This window comes from Paraburkholderia sp. XV, from assembly GCF_020177535.1.
In the GTDB taxonomy this organism is placed as follows: Bacteria; Pseudomonadota; Gammaproteobacteria; order Burkholderiales; family Burkholderiaceae; genus Paraburkholderia; species Paraburkholderia caribensis.
The window spans coordinates 101,089-124,586 of record NZ_JAGUUD010000003.1 but is presented as its reverse complement, the minus strand read 5'-3'; the positions used below and the strand labels follow the sequence as shown (position 1 = coordinate 124,586).

The 23,498-nt window shown below is 60.3% G+C and carries 21 protein-coding genes and 4 pseudogenes; 14 read left to right on the top strand and 11 right to left on the bottom strand.

All coding sequences use genetic code 11. The features are described 5' to 3' along the window. The first annotated feature begins 86 nt into the window (after positions 1–86). From groL to KFO72_RS02805, 3 genes are all read left to right on the top strand, one after another. Positions 87–1,709, top strand: a complete 1,623-nt coding sequence (gene groL / locus KFO72_RS02815; protein ID WP_225031333.1) for a chaperonin GroEL — start codon at positions 87–89, stop codon at positions 1,707–1,709. Positions 1,710–1,832: 123 nt separating this feature from the next. After that, positions 1,833–3,113, top strand: coding sequence for a polyhydroxyalkanoate depolymerase (phaZ, locus tag KFO72_RS02810; RefSeq protein WP_225031332.1), 1,281 nt, complete (start codon positions 1,833–1,835; stop codon positions 3,111–3,113). A 12-nt stretch (positions 3,114–3,125) separates the two neighbouring features. Next, a complete protein-coding gene (locus KFO72_RS02805; protein WP_412101752.1) occupies positions 3,126–4,910 on the top strand; it encodes an AAA family ATPase in 1,785 nt (594 codons plus the stop codon). On the opposite strand, the gene KFO72_RS02800 is transcribed toward KFO72_RS02805, so the two are convergent. Then, the gene (locus KFO72_RS02800; RefSeq protein ID WP_082433906.1) at positions 4,804–5,079 is read right to left on the bottom strand and encodes a DUF1488 domain-containing protein; all 276 of its coding nucleotides are present in this window, start codon (positions 5,077–5,079) and stop codon (positions 4,804–4,806) included. The genes KFO72_RS02805 and KFO72_RS02800 overlap by 107 nt on opposite strands. Positions 5,080–5,288: 209 nt before the next feature. Between KFO72_RS02800 and KFO72_RS02795 the strand changes: the two genes are divergently transcribed. Further along, on the top strand, positions 5,289–5,732 hold the full coding sequence (locus KFO72_RS02795; RefSeq protein WP_054932170.1) for a hypothetical protein: 444 nt from the start codon (positions 5,289–5,291) through the stop codon (positions 5,730–5,732). Positions 5,733–5,781: 49 nt separating this feature from the next. On the opposite strand, the gene KFO72_RS02790 is transcribed toward KFO72_RS02795, so the two are convergent. The 5 genes from KFO72_RS02790 to KFO72_RS02770 all read right to left on the bottom strand — a co-directional run bounded on the left by KFO72_RS02790 (position 5,782) and on the right by KFO72_RS02770 (position 10,699). Continuing rightward, positions 5,782–7,263, bottom strand: coding sequence for an efflux transporter outer membrane subunit (locus KFO72_RS02790; RefSeq protein ID WP_054932157.1), 1,482 nt, complete (start codon positions 7,261–7,263; stop codon positions 5,782–5,784). Beyond that, positions 7,241–8,326 (bottom strand): HlyD family secretion protein, encoded by a 1,086-nt coding sequence (locus KFO72_RS02785; protein WP_054932156.1) that lies wholly within the window; start codon positions 8,324–8,326, stop codon positions 7,241–7,243. Before KFO72_RS02785 ends, KFO72_RS02790 begins: the two co-directional genes overlap by 23 nt. Continuing rightward, entirely contained in the window at positions 8,323–9,021 is a 699-nt protein-coding gene (locus KFO72_RS02780; RefSeq protein ID WP_054932155.1) for an ABC transporter ATP-binding protein, read from the bottom strand. Before KFO72_RS02780 ends, KFO72_RS02785 begins: the two co-directional genes overlap by 4 nt. Before the next feature lie 2 nt (positions 9,022–9,023). Next, positions 9,024–10,160 carry an ABC transporter permease gene (locus KFO72_RS02775; protein ID WP_054932154.1) on the bottom strand — a complete coding sequence of 379 codons (1,137 nt, stop codon included), beginning with the start codon at positions 10,158–10,160 and terminating at the stop codon, positions 9,024–9,026. Between the two features lie 68 nt (positions 10,161–10,228). Then, positions 10,229–10,699: a universal stress protein gene (locus KFO72_RS02770; RefSeq protein ID WP_060608031.1), complete on the bottom strand. Its 471-nt coding sequence runs from the start codon at positions 10,697–10,699 to the stop codon at positions 10,229–10,231. Positions 10,700–10,912: 213 nt separating this feature from the next. Here KFO72_RS02770 and KFO72_RS02765 point away from each other — a divergent pair. Continuing rightward, a pseudogene (locus tag KFO72_RS02765) lies at positions 10,913–11,449 on the top strand (universal stress protein); the annotation flags it as partial. 124 nt (positions 11,450–11,573) lie between these two features. Here the strand turns inward: KFO72_RS02765 and KFO72_RS02760 are convergent. Continuing rightward, on the bottom strand, positions 11,574–12,041 hold the full coding sequence (locus KFO72_RS02760) for a universal stress protein (protein WP_225031330.1): 468 nt from the start codon (positions 12,039–12,041) through the stop codon (positions 11,574–11,576). 177 nt (positions 12,042–12,218) lie between these two features. Here KFO72_RS02760 and KFO72_RS02755 point away from each other — a divergent pair. The 4 genes and pseudogenes from KFO72_RS02755 to KFO72_RS02740 all read left to right on the top strand — a co-directional run. Continuing rightward, positions 12,219–12,470 (top strand): annotated as a pseudogene (locus KFO72_RS02755) (response regulator transcription factor); the annotation flags it as partial. Positions 12,471–12,787: 317 nt separating this feature from the next. Then, positions 12,788–13,700: pseudogene (locus KFO72_RS02750) on the top strand (Acg family FMN-binding oxidoreductase). Between the two features lie 35 nt (positions 13,701–13,735). Beyond that, positions 13,736–14,080, top strand: a complete 345-nt coding sequence (locus tag KFO72_RS02745) for a c-type cytochrome (RefSeq protein ID WP_062917959.1) — start codon at positions 13,736–13,738, stop codon at positions 14,078–14,080. A gap of 45 nt (positions 14,081–14,125) precedes the next feature. Continuing rightward, positions 14,126–14,494, top strand: a complete 369-nt coding sequence (locus KFO72_RS02740; RefSeq protein ID WP_054932150.1) for a DUF3564 domain-containing protein — start codon at positions 14,126–14,128, stop codon at positions 14,492–14,494. 21 nt (positions 14,495–14,515) lie between these two features. On the opposite strand, the gene KFO72_RS02735 is transcribed toward KFO72_RS02740, so the two are convergent. After that, positions 14,516–14,836, bottom strand: a complete 321-nt coding sequence (locus KFO72_RS02735; RefSeq protein ID WP_054932149.1) for a hypothetical protein — start codon at positions 14,834–14,836, stop codon at positions 14,516–14,518. On the opposite strand from KFO72_RS02735, the gene KFO72_RS02730 reads away from it, so the two are divergent. From KFO72_RS02730 to KFO72_RS02720, 3 genes are read left to right on the top strand one after another with little or no spacing between them, the layout of a single operon-like run. Next, the gene (locus tag KFO72_RS02730; protein ID WP_318248420.1) at positions 14,823–16,712 is read left to right on the top strand and encodes a PAS domain S-box protein; all 1,890 of its coding nucleotides are present in this window, start codon (positions 14,823–14,825) and stop codon (positions 16,710–16,712) included. The two genes, KFO72_RS02735 and KFO72_RS02730, sit on opposite strands and share 14 nt — an antisense overlap. A gap of 3 nt (positions 16,713–16,715) precedes the next feature. Next, positions 16,716–17,168: a response regulator gene (locus tag KFO72_RS02725; protein WP_225031329.1), complete on the top strand. Its 453-nt coding sequence runs from the start codon at positions 16,716–16,718 to the stop codon at positions 17,166–17,168. Next, positions 17,165–18,637 (top strand): PAS domain-containing protein, encoded by a 1,473-nt coding sequence (locus KFO72_RS02720; RefSeq protein WP_054932169.1) that lies wholly within the window; start codon positions 17,165–17,167, stop codon positions 18,635–18,637. The genes KFO72_RS02725 and KFO72_RS02720 overlap by 4 nt, the downstream gene beginning before the upstream one ends. 297 nt (positions 18,638–18,934) lie before the next feature. Here the strand turns inward: KFO72_RS02720 and KFO72_RS02710 are convergent. Further along, positions 18,935–19,138, bottom strand: a pseudogene (locus tag KFO72_RS02710) (PAS domain S-box protein); the annotation flags it as partial. A 567-nt stretch (positions 19,139–19,705) separates the two neighbouring features. On the opposite strand from KFO72_RS02710, the gene KFO72_RS02705 reads away from it, so the two are divergent. Together KFO72_RS02705 and KFO72_RS02700 are read left to right on the top strand one after the other, a co-directional pair. Continuing rightward, positions 19,706–19,963, top strand: a complete 258-nt coding sequence (locus tag KFO72_RS02705; RefSeq protein WP_054935269.1) for a hypothetical protein — start codon at positions 19,706–19,708, stop codon at positions 19,961–19,963. Positions 19,964–20,279: 316 nt separating this feature from the next. Beyond that, positions 20,280–20,927 carry a response regulator transcription factor gene (locus tag KFO72_RS02700; protein WP_060608015.1) on the top strand — a complete coding sequence of 216 codons (648 nt, stop codon included), beginning with the start codon at positions 20,280–20,282 and terminating at the stop codon, positions 20,925–20,927. 436 nt (positions 20,928–21,363) lie between these two features. Here KFO72_RS02700 and KFO72_RS02695 read toward each other — a convergent pair whose 3' ends face one another. Together KFO72_RS02695 and KFO72_RS02690 are read right to left on the bottom strand one after the other, a co-directional pair. Next, positions 21,364–21,666, bottom strand: a complete 303-nt coding sequence (locus KFO72_RS02695) for a hypothetical protein (protein WP_054932142.1) — start codon at positions 21,664–21,666, stop codon at positions 21,364–21,366. Continuing rightward, positions 21,659–23,488 (bottom strand): carbamoyltransferase, encoded by a 1,830-nt coding sequence (locus tag KFO72_RS02690; RefSeq protein ID WP_225031328.1) that lies wholly within the window; start codon positions 23,486–23,488, stop codon positions 21,659–21,661. The genes KFO72_RS02695 and KFO72_RS02690 overlap by 8 nt, the downstream gene beginning before the upstream one ends. Positions 23,489–23,498 lie beyond the last annotated feature (10 nt).

Sequence of the window (23,498 nt, the reverse complement as noted above, 5' to 3'; positions counted from 1 at the left end):
CCGACTGCGGGGACTTAAATAGGCAAACAGTCCATTACGGTAGCCGCACCGAATGCGCTATCGGACAACGCCCGCGGAGGTCTCTCGTGTTGCACAAATCACTCGTATTTCATCAGGATGCGCGGCAGTTGCTGCTTAACGGTGTGAACGCGCTTGCTGAGGCCGTCAAGGTCACGCTTGGCCCCGGCGGCCGCAATGTGATCGTCGAGCGCGTGCCGGGCGCGCCGCTCGTCGCAAACTCAGGGGTGGTGGTCGCGGGCTCGGTCGATCTGCCTGATCCGTACGAAGAAATGGGCGCTCAGTTACTTCGCGAGGTCGCAACGCGCACGAGTGAAGTCGCGGGCGACGGCACGACAACTGCCACAACGCTTGCACAGGCGATCGTCGTGGAAGGCAACAAATGCGTGACGGCAGGGCACGATCCGATGGCCCTGAAGCGTGCCATCGAGGATGCGGGCAAACAGGTCGTCGCCGAACTTCGCAGGCTCGCACGCCCGTGTTCGACGGTCGACGAAATGCGGCAGATCGCGACGATTTCCGCGAGCGGCGATGCAAGCATCGGCACGCTGGTGGCCGACGCGGTCACGCGCGTCGGGAAAGAAGGCGCAATCAGTATCGAGGACGGCTCCAAACTCGACGACGAACTCGAGACGGTCGACGGATCTCTGCTGGACCGAGGTCTCGTCTCGCCGCTCTATCTCGGGGAAGACCAGCGCAATGTGGTGCTCGACGAACCGAGGGTGCTGTTGTGCGATATGAATATCTCGTCGATCCCACAACTGCTGCCCATCCTCGAAGCAGTCATGGGAACAGGCAAGCCGCTTTTCGTGATTGCCAACGAGATAGAAGGCGAAGCACTGGCCACACTCGTCGTCAACCATCTGCGCGGCACGTTCAAGTCCTGCGCGATCCGCTCGCCCGGCTTCGGTGAGAGCCGCACCGAGCAACTAGCAGATCTCGCTGCCCTGACGGGGGCGACCGTCGTCTCGGCGCAGACGGGACGCACGCTCGAAAACGCCACCCTCGAAGATCTCGGTGCTGCACGGCGCGTCGAAATTACGCGCGACACGACGACCATCGTGGCAGGCAATGGAGATCATGCGCGCGTCGCGGATCGCATAGCCGGACTGAGGAAGCGCATTGACGCGAGCACCGACGGATACGAGCGTGAGAACCTCAACCGACGGCTCACCAAGCTTTCGGGCGGAGTCGCCGTGATCCGGGTAGGCGCCGCAACCGAAACCGCACTGCGCGAACGGAAGAACCGCTTCGAAGACGCGCTTCATTCGACACGCGCCGCCGTCGAGGAAGGCTTCGTGCCTGGCGGAGGCGTCGCGCTGCTGCGCGCGCGCCGTGTCCTCGAACATTACGGCGAGACGCAGGCACAGAAAATCGGTGCACGGATCGTATACGACGCGCTTGCATCGCCGCTGCGACAGATCGCGCAAAATGCCGGTGCCGATGCGCAGGCTGTCGTCCATGCCGTCGCCGAAGCGGGCGATGCATTCGGCTACGATGCCGCTCACGGCGACTATGCCGACATGATCCAACGAGGCATAGTCGATCCCGTCAAGGTGGCGCGCACCGCCTTGCAGAACGCCATCTCGGTGGCGTCGCTCCTGCTGACGACCGATTGCATGATCGTGCATCCGCCGAAGGATCGCGCCGATGGTGCAGGTCGCGGCGACTGGGGCCGGGAATTTGCATGAGTTCCCTCAATCGAGCATGGCCAGGTCCTGAATGCTACGGGGGCGATCATGTCTCGCACTACCGATGCGTGCCAGCCGGTGCGGCAACGTTTTCTGCGCTATTGATGGCCCACGGAGTTGACAATGTGGTATGCCTTCATCGATGCACAACGGCGCCTCGCCCGAACGATTGCAGGGGGAACGCTGCGCAACGACATCTGCGGCGTCTCGACACACATGCCCGCGACGGACACGGCAGACATGGCAAACGCGTTCAGCCACTGGCTACTCAGATCGACATGTGCCTACGGGCAAGCGCCGCCGTTCGAAATCCACGCGGTGACGAGCAACGGGAACGGGATCGATGTTGAAGAGAGCGTCGTCCGTTCCCTGCCGGCGGGCACACTACGCAAATTCACTCGTGTCCGCGTGGCGCCCCAGGCGGTAGTCGGCTGGCCCGTCATGCTTTGCGCGCCGCTGGCGGGCCACCACGCCGTCATGCTGCGCGAAACGGTCGAAACATTGCTCGAGGAGCGCGACGTGTTCGTTTCCGACTGGGCTGACGCGCGTGATGTGCCACCCGATGCCGGTCCTCTGTCGCTCGACGACTATGTGCTTGCGCTCGAATGCTTCCTCAGTACGGCCCACGCACACGGACCGCCGATACACGTCGTCGCCGTGTGCCAGGCGGCCGTACCCGCACTCGCCGCCGCAGCGTTGCTTGCCAGCGAGCGTACGGCGCCCTTCGCCAGCATCTCGCTGATTGGCGGGCCCATTGATACCCGCCTCAATCCGACCATAATCGACCGGTTCGCCACATCGCACACGCTGACATGGTTTCGCAACCATGTGATCGACGTTGTTCCGCCGCCGTATCGCGGTGCGGGAAGGCGCGTCTATCCCGGCTTCATCCAGCAGGCCGCTATCTTCGCAGCGCATCCGGAACGGCACGTCCGTCTCGAATTGGCTTACTGGTCGCACTGGCTGGCAGGCGACACGCGCGCCGCCGTCCAGTCGCTGCGAGCACTGAACGAGTACGCCGCCGTACTGGACATGGCGGAACGCTACTTCCTCGACATCCTTCGCATCGTCTTCCAGGAGCATTTGCTACCGCGCAATGCGTGGTGGGTCCAAGGTCGGCGCGTCGAACTGAACGCGCTCTCCCGCACACCGTTGTGCACCGTCGAAGGCGAACTCGACGACATCACCGGCGCCGGCCAGACGCACTGCGCTCACATATTGTGCGGTGCCTCGGCACCGCACGACCGTCACATAACCGTTCCGGCATGCAATCACTATGACCTTTTCACGGGCTCACGCGGGCGCGACGCCGTTCATCCAGCTCTGAGCGGATTCTGGCGTGAAATCGAGGAAATCGGCTTTGAGCATACCGATCAGACAACCCAAAGACACACCAACCCGTAGCGGGAGGCAGGCGTGACCAAACCATTCAGACACAGAACGACGAAACGGCGCGCTCATTCAACAAATTCGGGCCCGCTCCATGGCGCGAACCGCATCCGGGCTGCGAGACGTCAGGTGCAGGGTGTGGACGCCGCCATGCAGCGAGGGTGCACCTATGCGCATCCGGCTGGCCGGATCATCAGAATAGAAACGCATATCTCAATCGTGTACCTCGCGGGCCGGTTCGCATATAAGATCATCAAGCCCGTCGCGCCGGGATTCGCGGATTTCACCGCGCCAGAGGCAAGGCGAGGTTGCTGCGAAGCCCAGGTGCGGCTGAACAGACCGCTTGCGCAGGGACTTTACCTCGGCGTGCTTCCGATCATGCGCCGTGGACGTACGCTCACGCTCGAATCGGGGGGCCGCACAGTCGAACACGCAGTCAAGATGCGTCGCTTCGACGAATCCGGGCTCTTTTCCAGTCTCGCGCGAAGCGGAGCGCTGTCGCCGCACGATGTCGATCGTGCTGCCCATCGACTTGCGGCCTGGCATCGGCATGCGCCGCGAGACGCACCGCTCGCCCGATATGGCAGCGCCGCGCTACTCAAGGCGCAGGTCGACGCTGTCAATGCGTCCCTGCAGGCAGGCTGTAACGAGCCGGCTCTGCGTGAAATCGCCGCCTGGTGCAAACAACAACTTGCGCAACGCGCGGGCGCAATAAACAGGCGCCGTGCCGACGGCTTCGTGCGCGCCTGTCATGGCGATCTGCACCTCGACAACGTGATGCGCTGGCGCGGCGAGGTTTCCATGTTCGACTGCATCGACTTCGACGATGCGCTGCGCTGGATCGATATCGCCAATGACATTGCTTTCCTCGTCATGGATCTGCGGGCGCGCGCAGGAACGCGTCTGTCGAATCGGCTGCTGAACCGATGGCTTGAGGCAACGGGCGACTATGCGGCACTCGATCTTATGCCGCTCTATGTCGCATATCGCGCTCTGGTTCGAGCGCTCGTGGCGTATCTTTACAGCAAAAACGGCTTGCATCCGAAAGCCGCCGCAGCAGCGCGCGATGCCGCCCGCTACATGGATATCGCCGCAGCCGAGTCAAAAAATCCGCCGCCCGTCCTGCTGCTTTGCCATGGCTTTTCGGGTTCCGGTAAATCCGTCGCCAGTCAGGCACTGGCGGAGTCGAGCGGCGCAGTGTGTCTGTCGAGCGATGTCGAACGCAAGCGTCTGGAGTCCACGCCCGCGGCAACTACTCGCCTGGACGCGACGCACTACACGCAAGTAGCACGACACGCCGTCTACAACCACCTGATCGGCCTCGCAACCTCTGTTCTACAGGCAGGCTACAGCGTGATCGTCGACGCGACTTTCCTCGAGCGTCGCCACCGCAGCGCCTTTTTCTCGCTCGGGGAGCGCCTGGGCGTACCGACGCGCGTACTGGATTTTCACGCCGCCCCCGACATCCTGGCAGAGCGCATCGTCACACGTCAGCGCAATCGTCGCGATGCCTCCGACGCCGATACGTCCACGTTGTCGCTGCAACTCGCCACCGCCGAGCCGCTGACCTCGGCCGAAACGGCGCAGACCTTTGCCTTCGATACCAACGTTCCCGTGCAGACCTTCGATGACCCAGCCTTCTGGAAACCGGTACTCGATCTGATGTCTTCGCCTGTCACCGAATCTGCGTCCATTACCTGCCGCATCAGATGCAAAAGCGAAAATAACCGCTGTGCAGCAGAACAGGATTCCCGCCGACCTCGTTCAGCATCCGCCGGGCGGCAACCTCGATCTCATGACGATGCGCAGTGAACGCGCCTATCAGGTCTTCTTCTCGTAACGACCTCGCGCCGAAATGGTCTTCGAGCGCTTCTGCCGTAATCGCGCATTGCACGGATTGGCGATCGACGAGCGCGGGAAACGTTAACACCAGGTCGCGCGCGCAATAATCAGGGCGACAGGAAGGAAACGATATCTGCATGGCTACGACTCCATTTGGACCGCAAGGTGCAACGCCAGATTAGCCCAGCGCCTGCCGGTGGATTTGATGCACGTCAACGCCTGCGAGACCGTGATCACCGCGCACGGTTGACCTGCATCAACACGATCCGTCCGGCGCGTGCAACGATTGGGTTGCCGCCTTCAAGGTATCGAAGGCTCATGTGTTCCGTATGCGGTTGGGGTGCAAAGATGACATTGCGGGTCGATCTGGATGGAGTGGGCAACATCTATCGCCTGTGCTTCGTCCGCGGGCCGTGGGCGTATTTCACTCGCATCGGTCTCGACAGACAATGGGGCGAAGGTTGGGATAAGGCGTCGTATCAGCTTCATGCGCATCTGCCCTACGGCGACAGCACCGATCAGATTCTGAAGGTCGCTTTCGACGGCCCGCTTTTCCCGCCCGAGGCCGGACTCAACGGTCATTCGCTAAGCGTGTTAGAACTCAATGCGGGCGCGTCGCCCTGGCTGCGCACTGAAAGCTATTTTCACGGCACGCAGATTCACATCATGGCAGGCGTCACACTGCTGAGGTTCACCGAACTGATCGAACTGGCGGGTGGAACCGTCTTCGCACCCATCGGCTGGGGCGAGTTGCCCGAAGCCCCGGTTCCCGTTTGCGAGAAGGCGACGTAAATCGCAGCGCGATGCGACGAACGTTCGACACGGCCTTTGCCGACGGCGATCAGGAGTCGGCAACCAGACCGCCGCCCAGCGCCGCATAGAGCGCAACGGTGTCCTGCAGGCGCTGCGCGATGGCCTGCAGCCACGCAATCCGCGCCTGATGATACTGACCATCGGCAACGAGTATCTGCAGATAGCCGACGGTCCCCGCCCGATACGCGTCCTTGATGAGCCGCAGCGCCTCGCCTGCGGCCTGAACCGCACGGGTCTGCGCGTCGACCGTCTGCGAATCGTGTTCGAGCGCCCGCAGCGCATCGGCGACCTGGGCAAACGCCGCGAGTACCACCTCGCGATACGCGGCGCTCGATTCGTTATAGGCTGCCACGGCAGCCTTACGCTGGAACCACAATGCACCGCCATGAAACACGGGGGCCGTCACGCCCGCGGCGACGCTCCAGACTTGTCCGGCCGGTGTCCCGAGAGAATGAAGCACCGCACTTTCGACACCACCCGAAGCGGACAACGTGATCTGAGGAAACATCGCCGCCGTGGCAACGCCGATATCCGCACTCGCCACATGCAGCACGGCTTCCGCCTGCAAGATATCGGGGCGCCGCCGGACTAGCGAAGACGGCAGTGTCTGCGGCAACACGGATGGCAATTGGATCTCACCCAACGACAGCTCAGGTGCGCTCCATTGCTCGGGGTACATCCCCGCGAGCAGCGCGAGCAGATGCTCGGTTTCGTTGCGCTTCTGCTCGAGTCCGGGCAGCGATGCCTCGAGCGTCGCCAGTTCGTTCTGAAGCGACAGTACGGCCGACCACGCGCTCGTGCCCGCCGCAACCTGGGCTTCCGTAATGTGAACCTGTTCGCGCACGAGTTCGAGTATTTCATGCGTCGCGGCAATTTCGTCGTTATAGGCAGCTCGCGCGATCATCGCATTGACGACATTGGCGGCCAGCGTCAGGTAGGTCGCGACAAGCGCATAGCGTTGCGCATCCGTTTGTGCCGCGAGCGCTTCGACCTGCCTGCGCTCGCCGCCCCAGATGTCGAGCGTGTAGCTGACGGTCGCTGACAGCGTAAACAGATTGAAGATCGACGCCGGCGCGTCGATGCCTGTGCGCAAAGGAGAAAACCGCTGACGGGACGCGTCGCCCTGTGCATCGACTTGAGGAAAAAAGACGCCGGCACCCGCGCGCAACAGGTATTCGCTTCGCCGCAACGTCGCCTCTCCGTGTTCGAGCGCGACGTTGCCCGTCAGGGCCTCGTCGACGGCCATGTCGATCGCGTGGCAGCCGAACGAGGTCCACCAGTCGTCACGCAGCGGGACGGCGGGCGACAAGGTCTGCTGCTGTCTTCCGGAGGCGATGTACGATGCGTCTGATGCGTCATAGCGTTCGACACTCGGCGTGGCGGGCCGCGAAAAATTCGGGCCCACCGTGCAAGCCGCGACGAGCGCGACGCCCGCTGCCAACGCCAAGGCTCGCGTAATACGCGCGGCCGTACCGCGCCTGCAGCGCTCAACTGGCGGCAATGTACACATCGACGATCTGCCCTGGAAACAGGCGTGTCGGCTGTTGCGTGACGACCCGGAAAAGCACGGGTAAAACGCGCACGTCGACACGTTCGGTACGCTGGTCCGTCAGCTGGATTTTCGGCGTCACATAGGGCTGCACACGCATGAATTGCAGATCCGCCTGCACCGACGTACCGCGTATGAACATGCGCGCCTTCAACGCATGCAGGTCCGGCAACCGGCTGATCAGAATCTCGTCGACATAGCAGCGCACGGCCAGCCGGTTCGACGGCGTGCCGAGAACGAGCACGGGTGCGCTACCCTGCGCATATGTGTCGTACACGCCCTGAGACGACAGATACGCGCCGGGCGCCGCGTTCACCGACAGCACTACGCCGTCGGCGGGCGCACGCAGCGTATATCGATCCAGTTGCGCCGATGCAGCCTCAGCGGCCTTGCGCAGCGCATCGACCTGACGCGCCTGGTTGCGCACGTCGTATGTCCACGCGCCTGCGCGAGTTAAGCGGTACTGCCGCGTCACTACGTCGAGGTTGGCGCGCGCAACGGCGACTCCATTCGCGGCATTGTCGAGCGTGTCGCGACTGACGGCCTTCGGGTCGATCTCGTACGCATGCCTCTGCTTGTCGAACTGATCCTGCGCCATCTTGAGGCTGGCCGCCGCTGCGCCGACCTGTGCGCTCGCCACCTCCAGCGTTTCGGGACGCGGCTGCGCGCGCAGTTCGTCGAGCAGAGATTGCGCAGCTTCCGCCTGTGCTTCGAGTTGCGCAACTGTCGCCCGCTGGACGGCGTCGTCGATGACCAGCAACACGTCGCCACGGCGAACGGAGTCGCCGTCGTGCACCAGCAGCCTGGTCATAGCGCCGGACACATCGGGGTAGATATTGATGTTCGCGCCGGCGGGCTGATCGCTTTCTACGATGCCAGTCGCGTACACGCCGTGTGCATACGGATTCGACGCGGGATCGAAGACAGGCGGCTGGGGCGGCTGCTGGATCCCATAGACCCACGCCGCCGCAATGCTCGCGACGAATCCCGCGAACGCGAGCAGAAACAGAAGCCGCTGTTTCATTTTCCGCCTCCCGCGTCGATGGTCTTGAGCTTGCCGTCCTCCATATGCATGACGCGGTCCGCGTAGTCGAAAATCCGGCTGTCGTGCGTCACGATGACGATACAGCGATGGTGGTTGAGGACCTTGTGCTTCACGAAATCGATGATCGAACGTCCGGTGTCGCCGTCGAGCGATGCCGTCGGTTCATCGAGGATCAGGATGTCAGGCTGGCTGACGATCGCGCGCGCAATCGCGACCCGCTGCTGCTCTCCGCCCGACAGTTTCATCGGCGGCAACGCGGCACGGTTGCGCAACCCGACCACGTCGAGCCACGTCATGGCCTCGCTGATCGAATCGTCCCAGTCGCGGCGTCTGAGGATCAGCGGAATGGCGACGTTCTCCACGGTGGTGAGACGTGGAAACAGGTGATAGTCCTGAAACACGAACCCGATTCGCTTGAGACGGAAGTCCGCGATGTCGTTGTCGCCCTGTTGCCAGAGATCGACGCCGTCTATCGACACCGCGCCCGAGTCCGGGCGCAGTATCCCGGAGATCACGCTCAGCAAAGTCGTCTTGCCACTGCCAGACGGACCGACTATCAGTAGCATTTCGCCGAAGCGAGCCTGCATCGCCACGTCCGACAGCGCCTGCGTGCGCGCGTCGCCTTCGCCGAACCATTTGTTCAGCCCGCGCGCGTCGATCGCAACGGCGGCCACGGCTAGCCCCGGAAAATATCGAACGGCTCGATGCGCAGCACACGCCGCACACCGAGGTAGCTCGATGAGGCTGCGATCACCACGACCATCGCAAATGCGAGTGCGAGATTGCCGAAGGTGATCATTGCCGCGTAGTCCGGCACGCGCAGACGGACGAGACTGATCGACGCCGCGCAGAGACCCACGCCGAGTCCGTAACCCGTCAATGCGGTAAACGTTGCCTGAAAGAGGATCATCGCGACGAGTTCACGGCCCTTTGCGCCGATCGCCTTCAGTGCACCAAACTTCTCCAGGTTTTCGAGGATGAACGTGTAGAAGGTCTGGCCGGAAATCGACAGGCCCACAATGAAGCTGATCGCCGTCATCAACAGGATGTTCGTGCCCAGCCCCGTTTCGTACTTGTAGAAGTGCGAGATGCGTTGCATGAACTCTTTCTTCGTGTAGGCAACGTAGCCGAGCGACGCGACAACCTGCTTGATATGTGCGATGTCCGCGGCCGATTTGGGCTCAACGAGAATGTAGGACGTGGTGTAGCGCGTCGACGGAATGTATTCGACTGCCCGTTTGTACGTCGTGTAGAGCGTCGGCGTGCCGAACAGGCCGCTACTGGTCACGGTCGCGATACCGACCACGACGCCACGATGGTCGTTGAGTTCGAAGTCCGTGCCGAGCGTGGGGTTGTGCAGCTTGACGAATTCCGCATCATAGATGGCAATGAAACCGTTCTCCGCGTATATGTCTTCGATCCGGCCTGCTTTCATCTTCGGCCAGCCGAACAGGCTCGCATCGTCCAGCCCGATCACCGTGACGGCCTGATACGCGCCATCGCGCAGACGCACCAGCGCAGCCCCTGAATACAGCGGCACGGCATATTTGACACCGTCTATGCTGCGCACAGCGTCGAGCACATAGTCCGGCATGCCGATGCTGCTCGCGATCGTCTGTACGGCGGGATCCATCACCCACATCTTGGCGCCGACATTGATCACCGTAGAGGACGATTTGTTGAGAATGCCCGCAAACAGCGACGTCATTTCGATCATCAGGAACACCGCGAACGTGATGCCGACGATCAGCGCGGTGAACTTGGCGCTATCGTTGACGAGCAGCTTGAATGCGAGCCTGAGGATGCCTTTCATTTTTCGTCCTCATCTGGTCGGCGGTCGAAGCCGTTGCATCGGTCTCGACCGCCGCCGGATGTCGGCTCCTAGCCCTGTTCTCCGTGTTCAGATTCGGTGCCACGCACGAGCAGCACCGGACACTGCGCAAACCGGACGAAACGCTCGGCCACACTGCCCAGCACGATGCGGCGCACACCGCGCCGGCCATGCGTACCCAGGATCACGAGATCCGCGCCCAGGCGCTCGGCGCAATGCTGAAGCGTCGTCGCCACGTCTTCGTTCAGACGTTCGGTCTCGACAAGTTCCACATCGCAAGCGACACCCGCCTGACGACAGGCTGCTTCCGCGTTCTGCAGCGTGGTACGGCCATCCTTACGCAGCGCGTCGACGAGCGCGATGGGGTCGTAATATCCGGCATAGCTGAAGAGGGGCGTCTTGTCGACCACGTACACGGCCTGAATTTTCCCGCCCGTGAGGCGGGCCATCTTGACTGCCTCGTTCAGCACTCGTTCCGACGTCTTACTACCGTCCAGTGCAATCAGGATCTGCTTGTACATGATGACCGCCTCCTTGATGTATCCCCTGCACCATGATTCGCCGCGCTGCATGACGCGTCGCATGGCATGCTTCTTATCTTCGGTGCTTGCGCGGAGGCGCGCTTGACCTGAATCAAGGCTTGACGTCTCGCAAAGTAAGCTGTGTTTCGCCGGGATCGCCCCTTCGATTGACATGCCTCAATGGATTGAGACGTGGCCGTCATACAGTGGACAGCAAAGCTCCATGCCCGTCACGCCGACTTTCTCATCCTCGGTCAGGACGACCCAAAAGACGCTGCTTCGTATGTGGCGCCAAATTTCGTCGGCAATCTGGTCCTCGACGCAGGCCGTCCGGCGCTCGTCGTCCCTCATACGGGCAGCCTGCACCCTCCCGGGGAAAACGTTCTGATCGCGTGGGACGGCAGCCGCGAAGCGGCTCGCGCCGTGGCCGACGCACAGCCGCTGCTCGAGAGCGCTCGTTACGTGAGCGTCGACATCGTGCAACACGCTGATGGGACGCGCGAGGCGCCCATGGGAATCGACGTCGCGGCGTGGCTCGATACGCATGGGGTGAACGCATCGCTTTCCACGACACGCACACACATCGGTGCGGACGTCGGCACGTCCCTGCTCGACCGCGCGTCGGACATGCAAGCCGACCTGCTGGTGATGGGCGCTTACGGCCATTCCCGCGCACGCGAACGCGTGTTTGGCGGTGTAACCCGAGCGATGCTGGAATCGATGACACTGCCCGTGCTGATGTCGCATTGAGCGCGAACGGCGCGACGATGCGCATCGCTTCGGTATCGCGCCACTCGGTCGCTTTTGCAATGCAATAGAAGAAGAATTGCGTGCAAACTGCATCTGCATGAACCCGACGCCGCTTCGTGACGCGTCACCCTTGTGTCTGTGCGCGGGAACCACCATGCCGGAGCAGCAGAACAGGCCGTTGCGTCGAGCGAACGAGCGACTCCGCGACGCTGCCCAGCAAGAATCGCTGGGCGCCGTGCCTTCCGTGCGTGCCGATCACGATGATGTCCGCGTCGCATTCTTCCGCCGCGCGCGCCAGTACCTCCGACACACTTTCACCGTAAGCATCGATCGCCCGCGTTTTCCCGCTGACGCCTGATTCCCGGAACAGCGCATTCGCCTCGTCGAACAGGCGAGTGGCGGCGTTCGACGCGGCGGAAGGTTCAGGTTCGAACTCGAACCGCGCGCTCACCTCGCCCGGCCACCGGCCACGGTCCACGACGGACAGCGCATACACCACGCCGCTGGACAGTTTTGCGAGCCTGACCGCCTCGCCGAGCGCCATCTGCGCGCTCGCGCTGTCGTCGAGCGCAACAAGGATCCGGTCGTACATGATGAACCTCCAGTCGTGATGCTTCGGCCACCCAGAACAGGGACCAGGCCGCATGAAAGGCAGTGTGTTCCAGTCCCACAGTCAGCGCTTGACTCAGGTCAACCGGACTGAGGTCCCGCGAATACTGCATGACGATGAGTGTATGTAGCGCACGAGGAAGCGAACGTTGCCGGGTCACGCGCGCGACAAACGCTGAACGACCCCGTGGAAGCGTTACCGCATCAGCGGCTCTCGGACCGTGAGTTCGAAGTCTTCAGACGAATCGTCGCCGGTCAGAGCATCACCGAAATCGCCCATGAACTATGTGTGAGTGTGAAGACCGTCAGCACGCACAAGACGCGCGTACTCGAGAAAATGCAGTTGGCAAATGAGAACGCGCTAGTGCGGTACGCGATTCGCCACAAACTCGTCGATGACAACGAGATATAAATCCACTTTCACATCATTTACGCAGGTGGGAATTTTACTGGATTTGCTACCTCGCTTCCTATCTCCACTTAAAGCGTCGCTAATCCTTTTTAGCCTTACGCGCGCCGATACTTGAAGCATATCGACGCCGCCATCGCGCCGACGCTTCAAGACGCGCGGCTTTTCGGCCGCTGAGTTTCACTTGCGCATAACACCAGGACGTGCCGGCTGTCGACGTCAATAAAGACTTGATTTGCCTCAAAGACGAGTCATTACGGCATGCCACGATAATGCAAAGCAAAGGGCGTCCTCGTCGCACTGGCCAAGGAATATCTCCCATGAACAACGCAAGAACCCCGTCCGCGTGGGAACCGAACGAAACGGACTTCGATGATCGTGCGTCGCTCGGCCAGCAGTTGCGATTTGCGCTTCAGTACGCGATTCTCGCCCCCTCTAATCACAACGCGCAGCCGTGGCGGTTCATCGTCGACGGTCACACGGTTCAGGTATGCGCAGATCGCACGCGGGCGTTGCCCGTTGTCAATCCGGTCGATCGAGAACTGCTCATGAGTTGTGGAGCAGCGCTGCTTAACCTGCGGGTCGCACCGAGCCATTTCGGGCTGTCCTATGCAATCACCGTGTTCCCCTCCGAGTCGGATCCCGACGTGATCGCCGAGGTGCGCGTCTCACGGGAAGGTCATCTAGACAAGGCGCTCGCCAGTCTGTTCACCGCATTGACGGTCCGCGTCACAACCCGGACGCCGTTCGTCGACGAACCCGTGGAGCCACGCCTTCACTCGGATCTGGTCGCCGCGTGCGACGCGGAAGGTGCCATCGCGACCTGTGTCGAGGCGGACACTGCACGTCACGCGATCGCCCAGTTGATAGCTGAGGCGGATCACGCGCAATTCGCCGATGCGCGCTTTCGGAGGGAACTCGCCAGCTGGATTCACTCGCGCCGCCGGGACGACGGTATGCCCGCATATGGCGCGGCTGTCGGGGGCTGCTCAATTTCGCGGCGCCCCTCCTCGTCACGTCAGTCGTGCGTGTGTTTGACGGATGCTGCTGCTCGCGGTGTCCAGGGGGCTCACGGCGTCGTACCTCAATCAGCCTGTTGAAGTGACGACGCTGCGCGAAACGCAAAGGGGCCTGCTGAACGTCGATGCGATGCCGCAGTTGCTGCCGCGTATGAGCCGCGGGCCGCAGGTCCATCACTCGTCAAGGCGGCCTCTATCGGACGTCGTCGACTAATGGGAAATCATCTAATCAATAGTGGAGCGTTTATTGTGAGTCATGCCCGCTGGTCCGTTCTGCTTGCCTTCACCTCAGTTCTATTCGCCGCCGGGTTGGACGCGGCCAATGCGCGCGTCGATGAACCGACCGAACTGGTCGACCAGCAGCATTGCATGTTCTGTCACACGTCGGATGCGCCCTTTCTTGCGCCTTCGTTTCGTCAGATCGCGGACCGGTATCGGGACGTCCCGGACGCGAAGGCGATGCTGGAAATCAAGCTCAGAAAAGGTGGGCGTGCGCATTGGGGCGACACGCCCATGCCTCTGCCGGCCGAGCGCGGCGGCCCGCTATCCGCCGAAGATGCACATAAACTGGTCGAGTGGGTCATGTCGCAATGAACTTCGTATCGGCGTCTTTCACCTTCTTCCATCACGGAGCGACTAATGAGAATTACCGTCCACCTCGATACATTTCAATGCGCTGATGTTGCTTATGCGGTTCTCTGGCTCGACCGCGAATCGCGTAAGTGGTCACGGGAAGGACACGCAGTAATCGATCTGCCAGCGTGGGGTGCCTTGACGTACCCGCAAAGAAACACGCGCATTCATGGTGCAGGCCATGACCGCGCGATCTGCGAGCTCACAGGACTGAACCTCGGTTCGCCCGCAAGCCCGTGCGAGGGCGAGTCGGGACAAGCGTTGTGGTATCGCCATGCTCATCACGCGCCGATACCCGGTAAGTGGCACATTCAGTGTGTCGATAACGCAGAATCGGATCCCGAAAACGGCGTGTTCGCCGAAGGTGGCCTCTGATCCGCTTTGTCCGGCCGAACATTACTGCCGCCGCAGTCTCGCCGCGCCTTCTGTCGCCTGAAGTTCTTTTTCCGCGGCGTCGAACGCCCAGCGGACTGCCTGTTCCGCATCTTCACTCGAATAATGTTCGATGGGTTTGAGGTCTCGCGCGCGAGTGATCAGGTCAAGGCGAACGTCGTAAGTCGGTCTGGCCGACGGCGAATGAATTTCCTCGATCGCCAGATGGCAATTCGAAAGAAGCCCGCTGTAAGGTTCCAGACGCACCAGTTGCGCGGCAGCCTCGCCTTCCAGCCGTGCTGTACCACAGAAGCCCAGATAGACGATCTGCATGCCAATGCCCATCTTCGCCTCCGTCCGACGCCCAGATCAACCGCGCGTTGCTAACCGCTTCGGATACCCTGACATCATCGCGTGCGCCGGACTGTCGTCGTTGACCTGTATCAACCAGCTTGACCATGTGCACTCACGCGAGAGCGGAGACCTTGCCCTCGGACCTTCCCATTGCAAGGTCGCTGCGGGAAAGGGAAAACCCGGAGACCTTATCTGGCGGGTACGAAGCTGTCGTAGCACACATCCGGCCAGAAACGAGCGATCATATTTCATACGTGCGCAAGCTATAAACGGGCCACTGCAACCGCGGCACGCACGCCGCCCGGGCCAGCGCGTTGCCGGCGTAGCGGTTGCAACCTTAAGCGACGGAGATCGAATGGAGCCGTACAAGCCACTGAACAGTTTGACTCACGAACTTTTCCGGCAAGTCGTGGAGGCTGCACCCAACGCGATGGTCATGGCCGACCGCGACGGTCTGATCGTTCTCGTCAATGCGCAGGCGGAGAAGCTTTTCGGCTATCCGCGCGACGAACTTGTCGGCAACAGTGTGGACATGCTCGTGCCCGTGCGCCTGCGCGGCGCGCATCCGGAATACCGTCGCATGTTCTACGGCGACCTGAGCAGCAGACCGATGGGTACCGGCCGTGACCTCTTTGCGCTGCGAAAGGACGGCGCCGAAGTTCCCGTCGAGATCGGGCTGAACCCCGTCACGACGACCGAGGGCATATTCGTGCTTGCCGCCATCGTGGACATCACGGAACGCAAACGCCTGGAAGAGCGCTTCCGGCAAGTGGTGGAAGCTGCGCCGAATGCGATGGTGATGGTGGATCAGGAAGGGAAGATTGTCCTCGTGAATGCGCAGACCGAACACCTGTTCGGCTACAGCCGCGAGCAGTTGTTCGGGAAGTCGATTGAAACGCTTGTGCCGGAACGCTTCCGGACAGGGCATCGGGTTTCCCGGTCTGCCTATCTGCATGATCTGAAACCGCGCCGGATGGGCACGGGTCGTGACCTGTACGGCTGTCGTCTGGACGGCTCAGAGTTTCCTGTCGAGATTGGGCTCAACCCCGTCACAACTTCCAATGAAAATTTCGTGCTCGCCGCCATTGTCGACATCACAGAGAGAAAGCGCGCGGAGCAGGAGCTCATACGCCGGACGGAAGAACTCGCGCGCTCGAACCAGGATCTCGAACAGTTTGCATACGTGGCGTCCCACGATCTACAGGAGCCGTTACGCGCCGTTGCGGGTCCGCTTCAGTTACTTCAGCGCCGCTATCAAGGACAACTGGACGCGCGCGCGGACGAGTTCATCATGCATGCAGTGGATGGCGCGACGCGCATGCAAAAGCTGATCGACGACTTGCTCTCCTATTCCCGTGTCGGAAGGTCGGGCGCAGTTCAGCAGTGGACCGAATGTGCTGCCGCACTTGATCAGGCCTTGAAGAGCTTGAGCGTCGTGCTGCAGGAGTCCGGCGCGCAGATCACTCGTGGTGCATTGCCTTCCGTCATGGCGATCCCGACGCAGCTCGCGCTGCTCTTTCAGAATCTGATCGGCAATGCAGTCAAGTTTCGGCGGGTCGATTGGGCGGTGTGCATCGACATCGGTGCACACCGTGAAGGCGACAACTGGGTGATCTCGGTGAAGGATAATGGGATCGGCATCGACCCGCAATACTTCGACCGCATATTCATGATCTTTCAGCGCCTCCACTCTCGCATCGATTACCCAGGAACGGGAATTGGCCTTGCACTATGCAAGCGTATTGTCGAGCAGCACGGTGGACGCATCTGGGTCGAGTCCGAACCAGGCAACGGAACGACATTCTTTTTCACGCTAATGGCAGTAACCGGGGACGGTACCCCATCCCAGGACAACCCGCGGGAGTAGCTCATGCTTACGCAGGCCGCCGACGAACTGACCCATATCCTTCTGGTCGAGGATAGCCCGACCGACGTCATGATTACGCGTGAAGCGTTCGATTACTACAAACTGCTCAATCCTTTGCACGTAGCCGAGGATGGCGTTGCGGCGATGGAGTTTTTAAGGCGCGAAGGCAGGTATAGCGACGCGCCACGACCCGGCTTGATCATCCTCGACCTCAACCTGCCCAAAAAGAGCGGACGCGAAGTTCTACGAGAACTGAAAGCCGCCCCCGATCTGATGAACATCCCGGTCGTCGTATTGACGACTTCCAAATCAGAAGAAGATGTGGCGAGGACATACGGATTGCATGCGAACTGTTATATAGCCAAGCCGGTCGACTTCACCAGGTTTGTCGAGGTCGTGCGCAGAATCAATGAATTCTGGTTCGGCGTGGTGACCTTGCCCCCCGCCAGATCATGAATGCGCCACCGGAGGTTCGGATTCTGCTCGTTGAGGACAGCCCCACAGACGCCTTGCTGATAAAGGAAGCACTGTCTGATGTGCTCGATTTTCAGCATCATTTGTTCAATGCAGGCCTTTTGTCCGATGCGCTCAATCGTATTCAGTCAACGCAATTCGACATCGTGTTGCTGGACCTGGGGTTGCCGGACGCGCAAGGAATCGGCACGTTCCGAACCTTCCAGCACCATGCCGCCGAACTTCCTGTACTCGTGCTGACAGGACTTGACGATATGTCCGTGGGCCTGAGAGCTATTCAGGAAGGCGCACAGGACTATCTTTCGAAGCGCGATATCAGCTCGTCCGAGTTAGGTCGCGCGATCCGTTACGCAATTGAACGCCATCAGATCGCGATGGCGCTCAAGGAAAGCGAGGAACGGTTTCAGCTTGCAGTCAGCGGTGCAAGCGCCGGACTGTGGGACTGGAACGTACAGACGGGCGCCGTTTATCTGTCGACCCAATTCCAACAGATCATGGGGTACGAGGGGCATGAACTACCCAACGACAGTCAGCTCATTCTCGACCTGATACATCCGGACGACATCGAACGAGTCAGGGCGCAACTCGCGGCGCACCTTGCACAAAGGTGCACTTACGAAATCGAATACCGGATACGTGTAAGAACTGGCGAGTACCGATGGATGCACGCGCGAGGCCAAGCGCTGTGGAATCAGTCCGGCGAAGCGTACCGCATGGTCGGATGGATTATCGACGTCACCGAGCGGCGTCTCGCCGACGAGGCGCTACGCGAGTCGCGCGAAGAACTGAAGCGGCTGTCGGCGAGCATTCAGCGTGCTCGCGAGGAAGAAAAGACCCGGATTGCACGCGAGTTGCACGACGATCTCGGTCAACAACTGGCCGCGCTCAAGATTGAATGCTCGAAATATAGCAATCGTGCCAAGGATATCGACACGACGAAAGAAACAGCCGATATGAGTAATATCTATTCGCTGATCGATCAACTGGTCGTTTCGGTACGACGCATAGCCACAGATTTGCGTCCCGCCATGCTCGACGATCTTGGGCTGCTGTCCGCTATCGAGTGGTTCATCGAACGATTTTCGTCGCGATACGCGATCTCCGTCGTCCAGCATATCGACGCGGAAGATATCGACTTCAATCACGACAGCTCAACTGCCGTGTTCCGGATCGTTCAGGAGGCGCTGACCAACGTGGCGCGCCACGCCAGCGCGACACAGGTGACGCTGGAGATTGCCAGCAGCGAATCGCACTGCATCGTGCGTATCGCGGACAACGGACACGGCTGTCGAAGCGATGTTCGACCGTCGCCCAGCTCGTTCGGGCTAATAGGCATGCGCGAACGAGTCGCAGCCTTGAGCGGCGAACTGACGATCCAGACCGCACCGGGGCAAGGCTTCGCGCTAACCGTTTTGCTGCCGCTCTCCGCTGTTGAGGCGAAGAGCCTTTGAACGCCATGCGCAAGGTCACTTCTACGAAAACGGATCGCTGGAGTACGCCCTTTGCGCACAACGGTGGGCAAAACCGGGAAGGCACATCACGGTACGTCGTCTACAAATACTTTGTGGCTCGGCAATTCTGGCCGCCTGCATAACAATCCCAATTGAAGGCGAGGAATTGGCAAGAATCTCAACCCACTCGCACCGCTATGGCGGACAGATCAGTATTTCGGCATTCGACGATCCACTCCTGAAAGGCGTTACCCGTTACCTCTCCCAGTCGCACGACGAGAATACGTTCGGTGACAATGGCTTCCCGACGGCGACATCCTCCGACGTATAAAAGAGGGAAAAGTGCCTGCCGGTGATTTCCTCTGCAGAATAGCCCTTCGCGCGCTGCGCGCCGGGGTTCCAGCTGGTGACGTTGCCGGAGAGGTCGAGCATGAAAATCGCGTAGTCCTGCACCGCTTCGACCAGCAGCCGGTAGCGATGATCGGCCTCGATGTCACTCAGATTGCGGAACTCCCGCCAATCGGTCTTCCTTGCGGCATGGCAGTCTCCCTGGCATCCAGCCCCGTCCGAGGCGGCATAGCCGACTGCGGGCGGGCCGTCCTTTCTTCCGCGCCGGCCAGGCACCGGATTGTGTTTCGCCGGGCGCTGAAGCTTGCGTCTGGGCAATGCACGGAATCCGTACTTCAATGACCACTTCTTTTCCCGGCGCCGTGTCGACGCGCAACGGAACAGCGCTGATGGCGGCATCAACTCGCCCATCCTGCGTCTCCCGACTTACTCCCGCAGCGCTGCACCGAAAGTCACCCGTCTGTCGCCGGCATTGGCGTGGTTTCGCGACCGGCGCCGACATAGGCTGCTTATGAAGTGTTCAGCGCATGTTCAGAAATAGATGTGTCAATTCTGGATCATATCGAGCAGATCGTTACTATCTTACTTCCTGTCATTCAAAACGACTAAACGGCTGGATAAACTTACCGACAAGGCAAGCGTGCAGACCGCGAAGGGCTGTTGCAGACGGCGAAGCGCCTGCCGGAGCAGGAATGGTTTGGCTTTCCGAGGAGTTAAACCATGAGCACCGATGAACTGGAAATTCAGGATCTGCTTCATATCGAGGCGGTGGTAACCCGCCTGGAAAACCTCAACCTTGCTGGCTGTGCTTCGGAACATCGGTTCATCACCGATCCCGACTACTGGCACAGACGGCTTCTGGGCACGTGCGTCGTCGCCAGCTCAGCGCAGGTCATCACGAAGAAACAGGATCTGCTCGAGCGTCTGTCGGCGATATCGCGTCGCCTGGGGAGGATGCATGCACAGCACCCGGATTAAGTACAGGGGGTATCGTCTCCAGCCTCTGGCGGCGTACGAGAGCGGCGAATATGTCGCGATGTTTATCGTGCAGTCACCCGACGGCAGGGAAAGGGCCTCGTCGGTACTGGGCAGTTTCGGAAACGCGGACGAGGCAAGGCAGTTCGCGCTTGAACGCGGCATGGCCGAGGTTGACAGCGCATGTCGCCAACTGTGAGCCCGATGAGTAGATTCCCCTGAAGCTGCAGAGCATCCGGTCTGCCAGCGCACTCAGGCAGGCGCGTGTGGCCGCTCATCGGCGTGATCGTTGACGCGGCCCTCGACAGGAGGAAGGGACGTGATAAAGGTTCTACTGGCTGATGACCACGCGGTGGTACGCGACGGATTACGCCATGTCCTGCTCGACGCCAGCGGGTTTGAAGTCGCGGGTGAAGCGTGGGACAGCACGACGACCATCGCGATGGTGCGCTCCGTCGGCGCCAATGTACTCCTGCTCGATCTGTCGATGCCTGGGCAGAACGGTATCGATCTCATCAGGCAGATCAAGGACGAGAACCCTGCCTTGCGGATACTCGTGCTGTCGATGCATGCGGAGCACCAGTACGCTGCGCGGGCCTTCAAGGCAGGCGCATCGGGTTACCTGACCAAGGAAAGCGCGAGCAGCGAGTTGCTCAATGCGATCACGAAAATCGCATCCGGTGGGGTGTATGTGGGCCTGTCAATGGCCGAGCGGTTCGCCCAGAACCTGAATGAACCGGCGGAGGCAATGCCCCATCAGCGGCTATCCGAGCGCGAGTTTGATGTCTTCAGACGAATTGTCGAAGGCCAGAGCCTCACCGAGATTGCCCATGAACTGTGCCTCAGCGTGAAGACAGTCAGCACGCACAAGACGCATATCATCGAAAAAATGCAGGCGGGGAATGAAAGCGCGCTCATCCGCTACGCGATACGGCACAAACTCTTCGAGGATGAGGTTGACCCTTAGCCAGATGTCGGACTTGCAACTGGCGCCTCGTAATTTGTCTTACTCTTACCCATATCCCCGCGCGGAGGCCCCAACTAGTCGCCGGCAAACGTATTAAGGACGCCGCGTGCCAATGTAAATCGGCGGCATACGGAAATCGAAGTCGTACAGACAGCCACTTCCGCTATCACTACTTTCGCCAGTGAGAAGAAAACTCCCGCTTTGATACGTATTTCGTCCGGCTCGCCTGGTTCGAACATCACATCCTCTTCCAACTACCGTCCGCAGTGGCTTTAGAGCAACGCACATCAATGAAAATGCGCTTCTTCCGACCTTGAGACGATGGCGCTGGCGATGGGCAAGTTTCTCCGCCCCTTCGAGCAGGACGAAGGGCGGTCACCAACCAATGAATTCAGACAAACGGTCCTGGCGAGCTGACTGCCAGCGAGAAACAGACTCAATACATCACATAGACGAATTGCGATATCACCTCAGCCTGTTCGTCGGGGGCACGAAGCGCCTTGGCGATCTTACGCAACTCGGGCTCGAACAACGCGAGTTCCTCCAACCCCTGTTCGCGCCATATCGCGACTAACGAGTCGATCATATCTTTCTCGACTACGATCGGGTCCGGCTCGAAGACGTCAAGAAAATACGATGAACACGTGGAGTCCGCCTTCTCCAGCAAGAAAGGCGCGACGAGCGGCTTTGTCCCCGCGAGTTTTGAACGGAATAGCCTTCCGATATCAATGTTAGTCAAGCTGGTACTCCTTTTTCCACGAGTCGTCAGATTCGATGGGCTTCTGTTCGTCACGGTAGAGGATGTAGTTTCCCATAACGAGCACATCGATGTCGGTGCGCATGAAGCATCGATAAGCGTCTTCTGGCGTGCAGACGATCGGCTCGCCGCGGACATTGAACGAGGTATTGACAAGCAGCGGACACCCCGTCAGTGTCCGGAATGCCTGCAGCAAAGCGAACATCTTCGGGTTCACGTCCTTCTCCACCGTCTGGATCCGCGCGCTGTAGTCGATGTGGGTAATGGCCGGGACAGTACTGCGCAACCCATTGACAATTTGCAGCATGTCTTCAGGATCAGGCGATGGCTCCGGCACCCGACGATGAACACTCCTCAAGGGCGCAACGATAAGCATGTAAGGACTGGTCGAATCAAGCTCGAAATAGTCGGCTGCATCGTCCTCCAGGATAATCGGTGCGAACGGCCGGAATGATTCTCGAAACTTGATTTTCAGGTTCATGCGCGACTGCGTGGTCGCCGCGCGTGGATCCCCGAGAATCGAACGGTTGCCGAGTGCGCGCGGACCGAACTCCATACGGCCAGCAAACATCCCGACGATCTTTTGTTCCGCGAGCAAAGAGGCGATGACCATCGCGTCGTTATCGGGATCGTCCAACGGATGATACCTGGCACCCGACTGTGACAGAAATGTGAGAATGTCATCGTCGCTGAAATCCGGCCCGAGAAAACTTCCCTGTTGTGAATCGCCAGCACCATCGTGCTTCGGTCGGGTGCCGCCAAGCATGTAGAAGTCCGCTAGATACGCCGCGCCGATCGCGCCGCCCGCGTCGCCCGCTGCCGGTTGGATCCAGATACCATCGAAAATCCCTGCACGCAGAATCTTGCCGTTCGCCACGCAGTTCAACGCGACGCCCCCCGCAAGACACAGGTTGGCCGCGCCCGTCATATCGCGTAAAGTACGCGAAATCTTGAGCATGACCTCTTCCGTCACCGCCTGAATAGATGAAGCGAGGTCCATTTCGCGCCTTCTGATTCTCGACTCGGGCACACGCGGCGGCCCATCGAAAAGTTGGTCGAAACGCTCGTTTGTCAGCGTCAACCCACGATGAAAATCGAAGAACTCGAGATTCAGCCGGAACGAGCCGTCGTCCTTGATGTCGATCAGGTGCTCCCTGATCCTGTCTGCGTAGATAGGCCTTCCATAGGGGGCAAGACCCATCAGCTTGTACTCGCCGCTATTGACCTTGAAGCCGCAGAAGAACGTGAACGCGCTGTACAGCAGGCCGAGCGAATGGGGATAACGGATTTCCTTGAGGATTTCGATCTCGCTGGCGCGCCCTATTCCCAGGCTCGTCGTCGACCACTCTCCGACGCCATCGACGCATAGCACCGCAGCTTCCTCGAACGGCGACGGAAAAAACGCTGATGCTGCGTGTGAACAGTGATGTCGCGCGAAGTAGATGGGGACCTCACAGTTCAACATCTCCTCAATCAGATCCTTGAAATAGGGTTTCACGGCAAAGAAAGAGCCGATCGCACGGCTAAAAGAGGCTTCGGAGTCGGGCGCAAATGCGATCGATGACCGGATAATCCGGTCCGCCGTCAACGCAGGATCGTCATAGAATGCTATCGCCGCGAGCTCGCCGCCGTCGATCTCGGCCTCCTCAAGACAGTAGTTGATCGCGCCACGCGGAAAGCGAGGATCATGCTTCTTCCTGCTGAACCGCTCTTCCTGCGCCGCAGCGACAATCATTCCATCTTTCAGTACCGCCGCGGCCGAGTCGTGATAGAAGGCCGAAACGCCGAGTACGTATCTGGACATGAATCCCCTC

Excerpts from the sequence above, each read along its gene's own strand:
- KFO72_RS02760 (WP_225031330.1), bottom strand. The coding sequence starts at position 12,041 with ATGTACGACCGGATCCTTGTTGCGCTCGACGACAGCGCGAGCGCGCAG.
- KFO72_RS02785 (WP_054932156.1), bottom strand. The coding sequence starts at position 8,326 with ATGAAACAGCGGCTTCTGTTTCTGCTCGCGTTCGCGGGATTCGTCGCG.
- KFO72_RS02705 (WP_054935269.1), top strand. The coding sequence starts at position 19,706 with ATGAGCACCGATGAACTGGAAATTCAGGATCTGCTTCATATCGAGGCG.
- KFO72_RS02690 (WP_225031328.1), bottom strand. The coding sequence starts at position 23,488 with ATGTCCAGATACGTACTCGGCGTTTCGGCCTTCTATCACGACTCGGCC.
- KFO72_RS02725 (WP_225031329.1), top strand. The coding sequence starts at position 16,716 with ATGCTTACGCAGGCCGCCGACGAACTGACCCATATCCTTCTGGTCGAG.
- KFO72_RS02740 (WP_054932150.1), top strand. The coding sequence starts at position 14,126 with ATGAGAATTACCGTCCACCTCGATACATTTCAATGCGCTGATGTTGCT.
- KFO72_RS02800 (WP_082433906.1), bottom strand. The coding sequence starts at position 5,079 with ATGCAGATATCGTTTCCTTCCTGTCGCCCTGATTATTGCGCGCGCGAC.
- KFO72_RS02735 (WP_054932149.1), bottom strand. The coding sequence starts at position 14,836 with ATGGGCATTGGCATGCAGATCGTCTATCTGGGCTTCTGTGGTACAGCA.
- KFO72_RS02730 (WP_318248420.1), top strand. The coding sequence starts at position 14,823 with ATGCCAATGCCCATCTTCGCCTCCGTCCGACGCCCAGATCAACCGCGC.
- phaZ (WP_225031332.1), top strand. The coding sequence starts at position 1,833 with ATGTGGTATGCCTTCATCGATGCACAACGGCGCCTCGCCCGAACGATT.
- KFO72_RS02790 (WP_054932157.1), bottom strand. The coding sequence starts at position 7,263 with ATGTGTACATTGCCGCCAGTTGAGCGCTGCAGGCGCGGTACGGCCGCG.
- KFO72_RS02795 (WP_054932170.1), top strand. The coding sequence starts at position 5,289 with ATGACATTGCGGGTCGATCTGGATGGAGTGGGCAACATCTATCGCCTG.
- KFO72_RS02720 (WP_054932169.1), top strand. The coding sequence starts at position 17,165 with ATGAATGCGCCACCGGAGGTTCGGATTCTGCTCGTTGAGGACAGCCCC.
- KFO72_RS02775 (WP_054932154.1), bottom strand. The coding sequence starts at position 10,160 with ATGAAAGGCATCCTCAGGCTCGCATTCAAGCTGCTCGTCAACGATAGC.
- KFO72_RS02770 (WP_060608031.1), bottom strand. The coding sequence starts at position 10,699 with ATGTACAAGCAGATCCTGATTGCACTGGACGGTAGTAAGACGTCGGAA.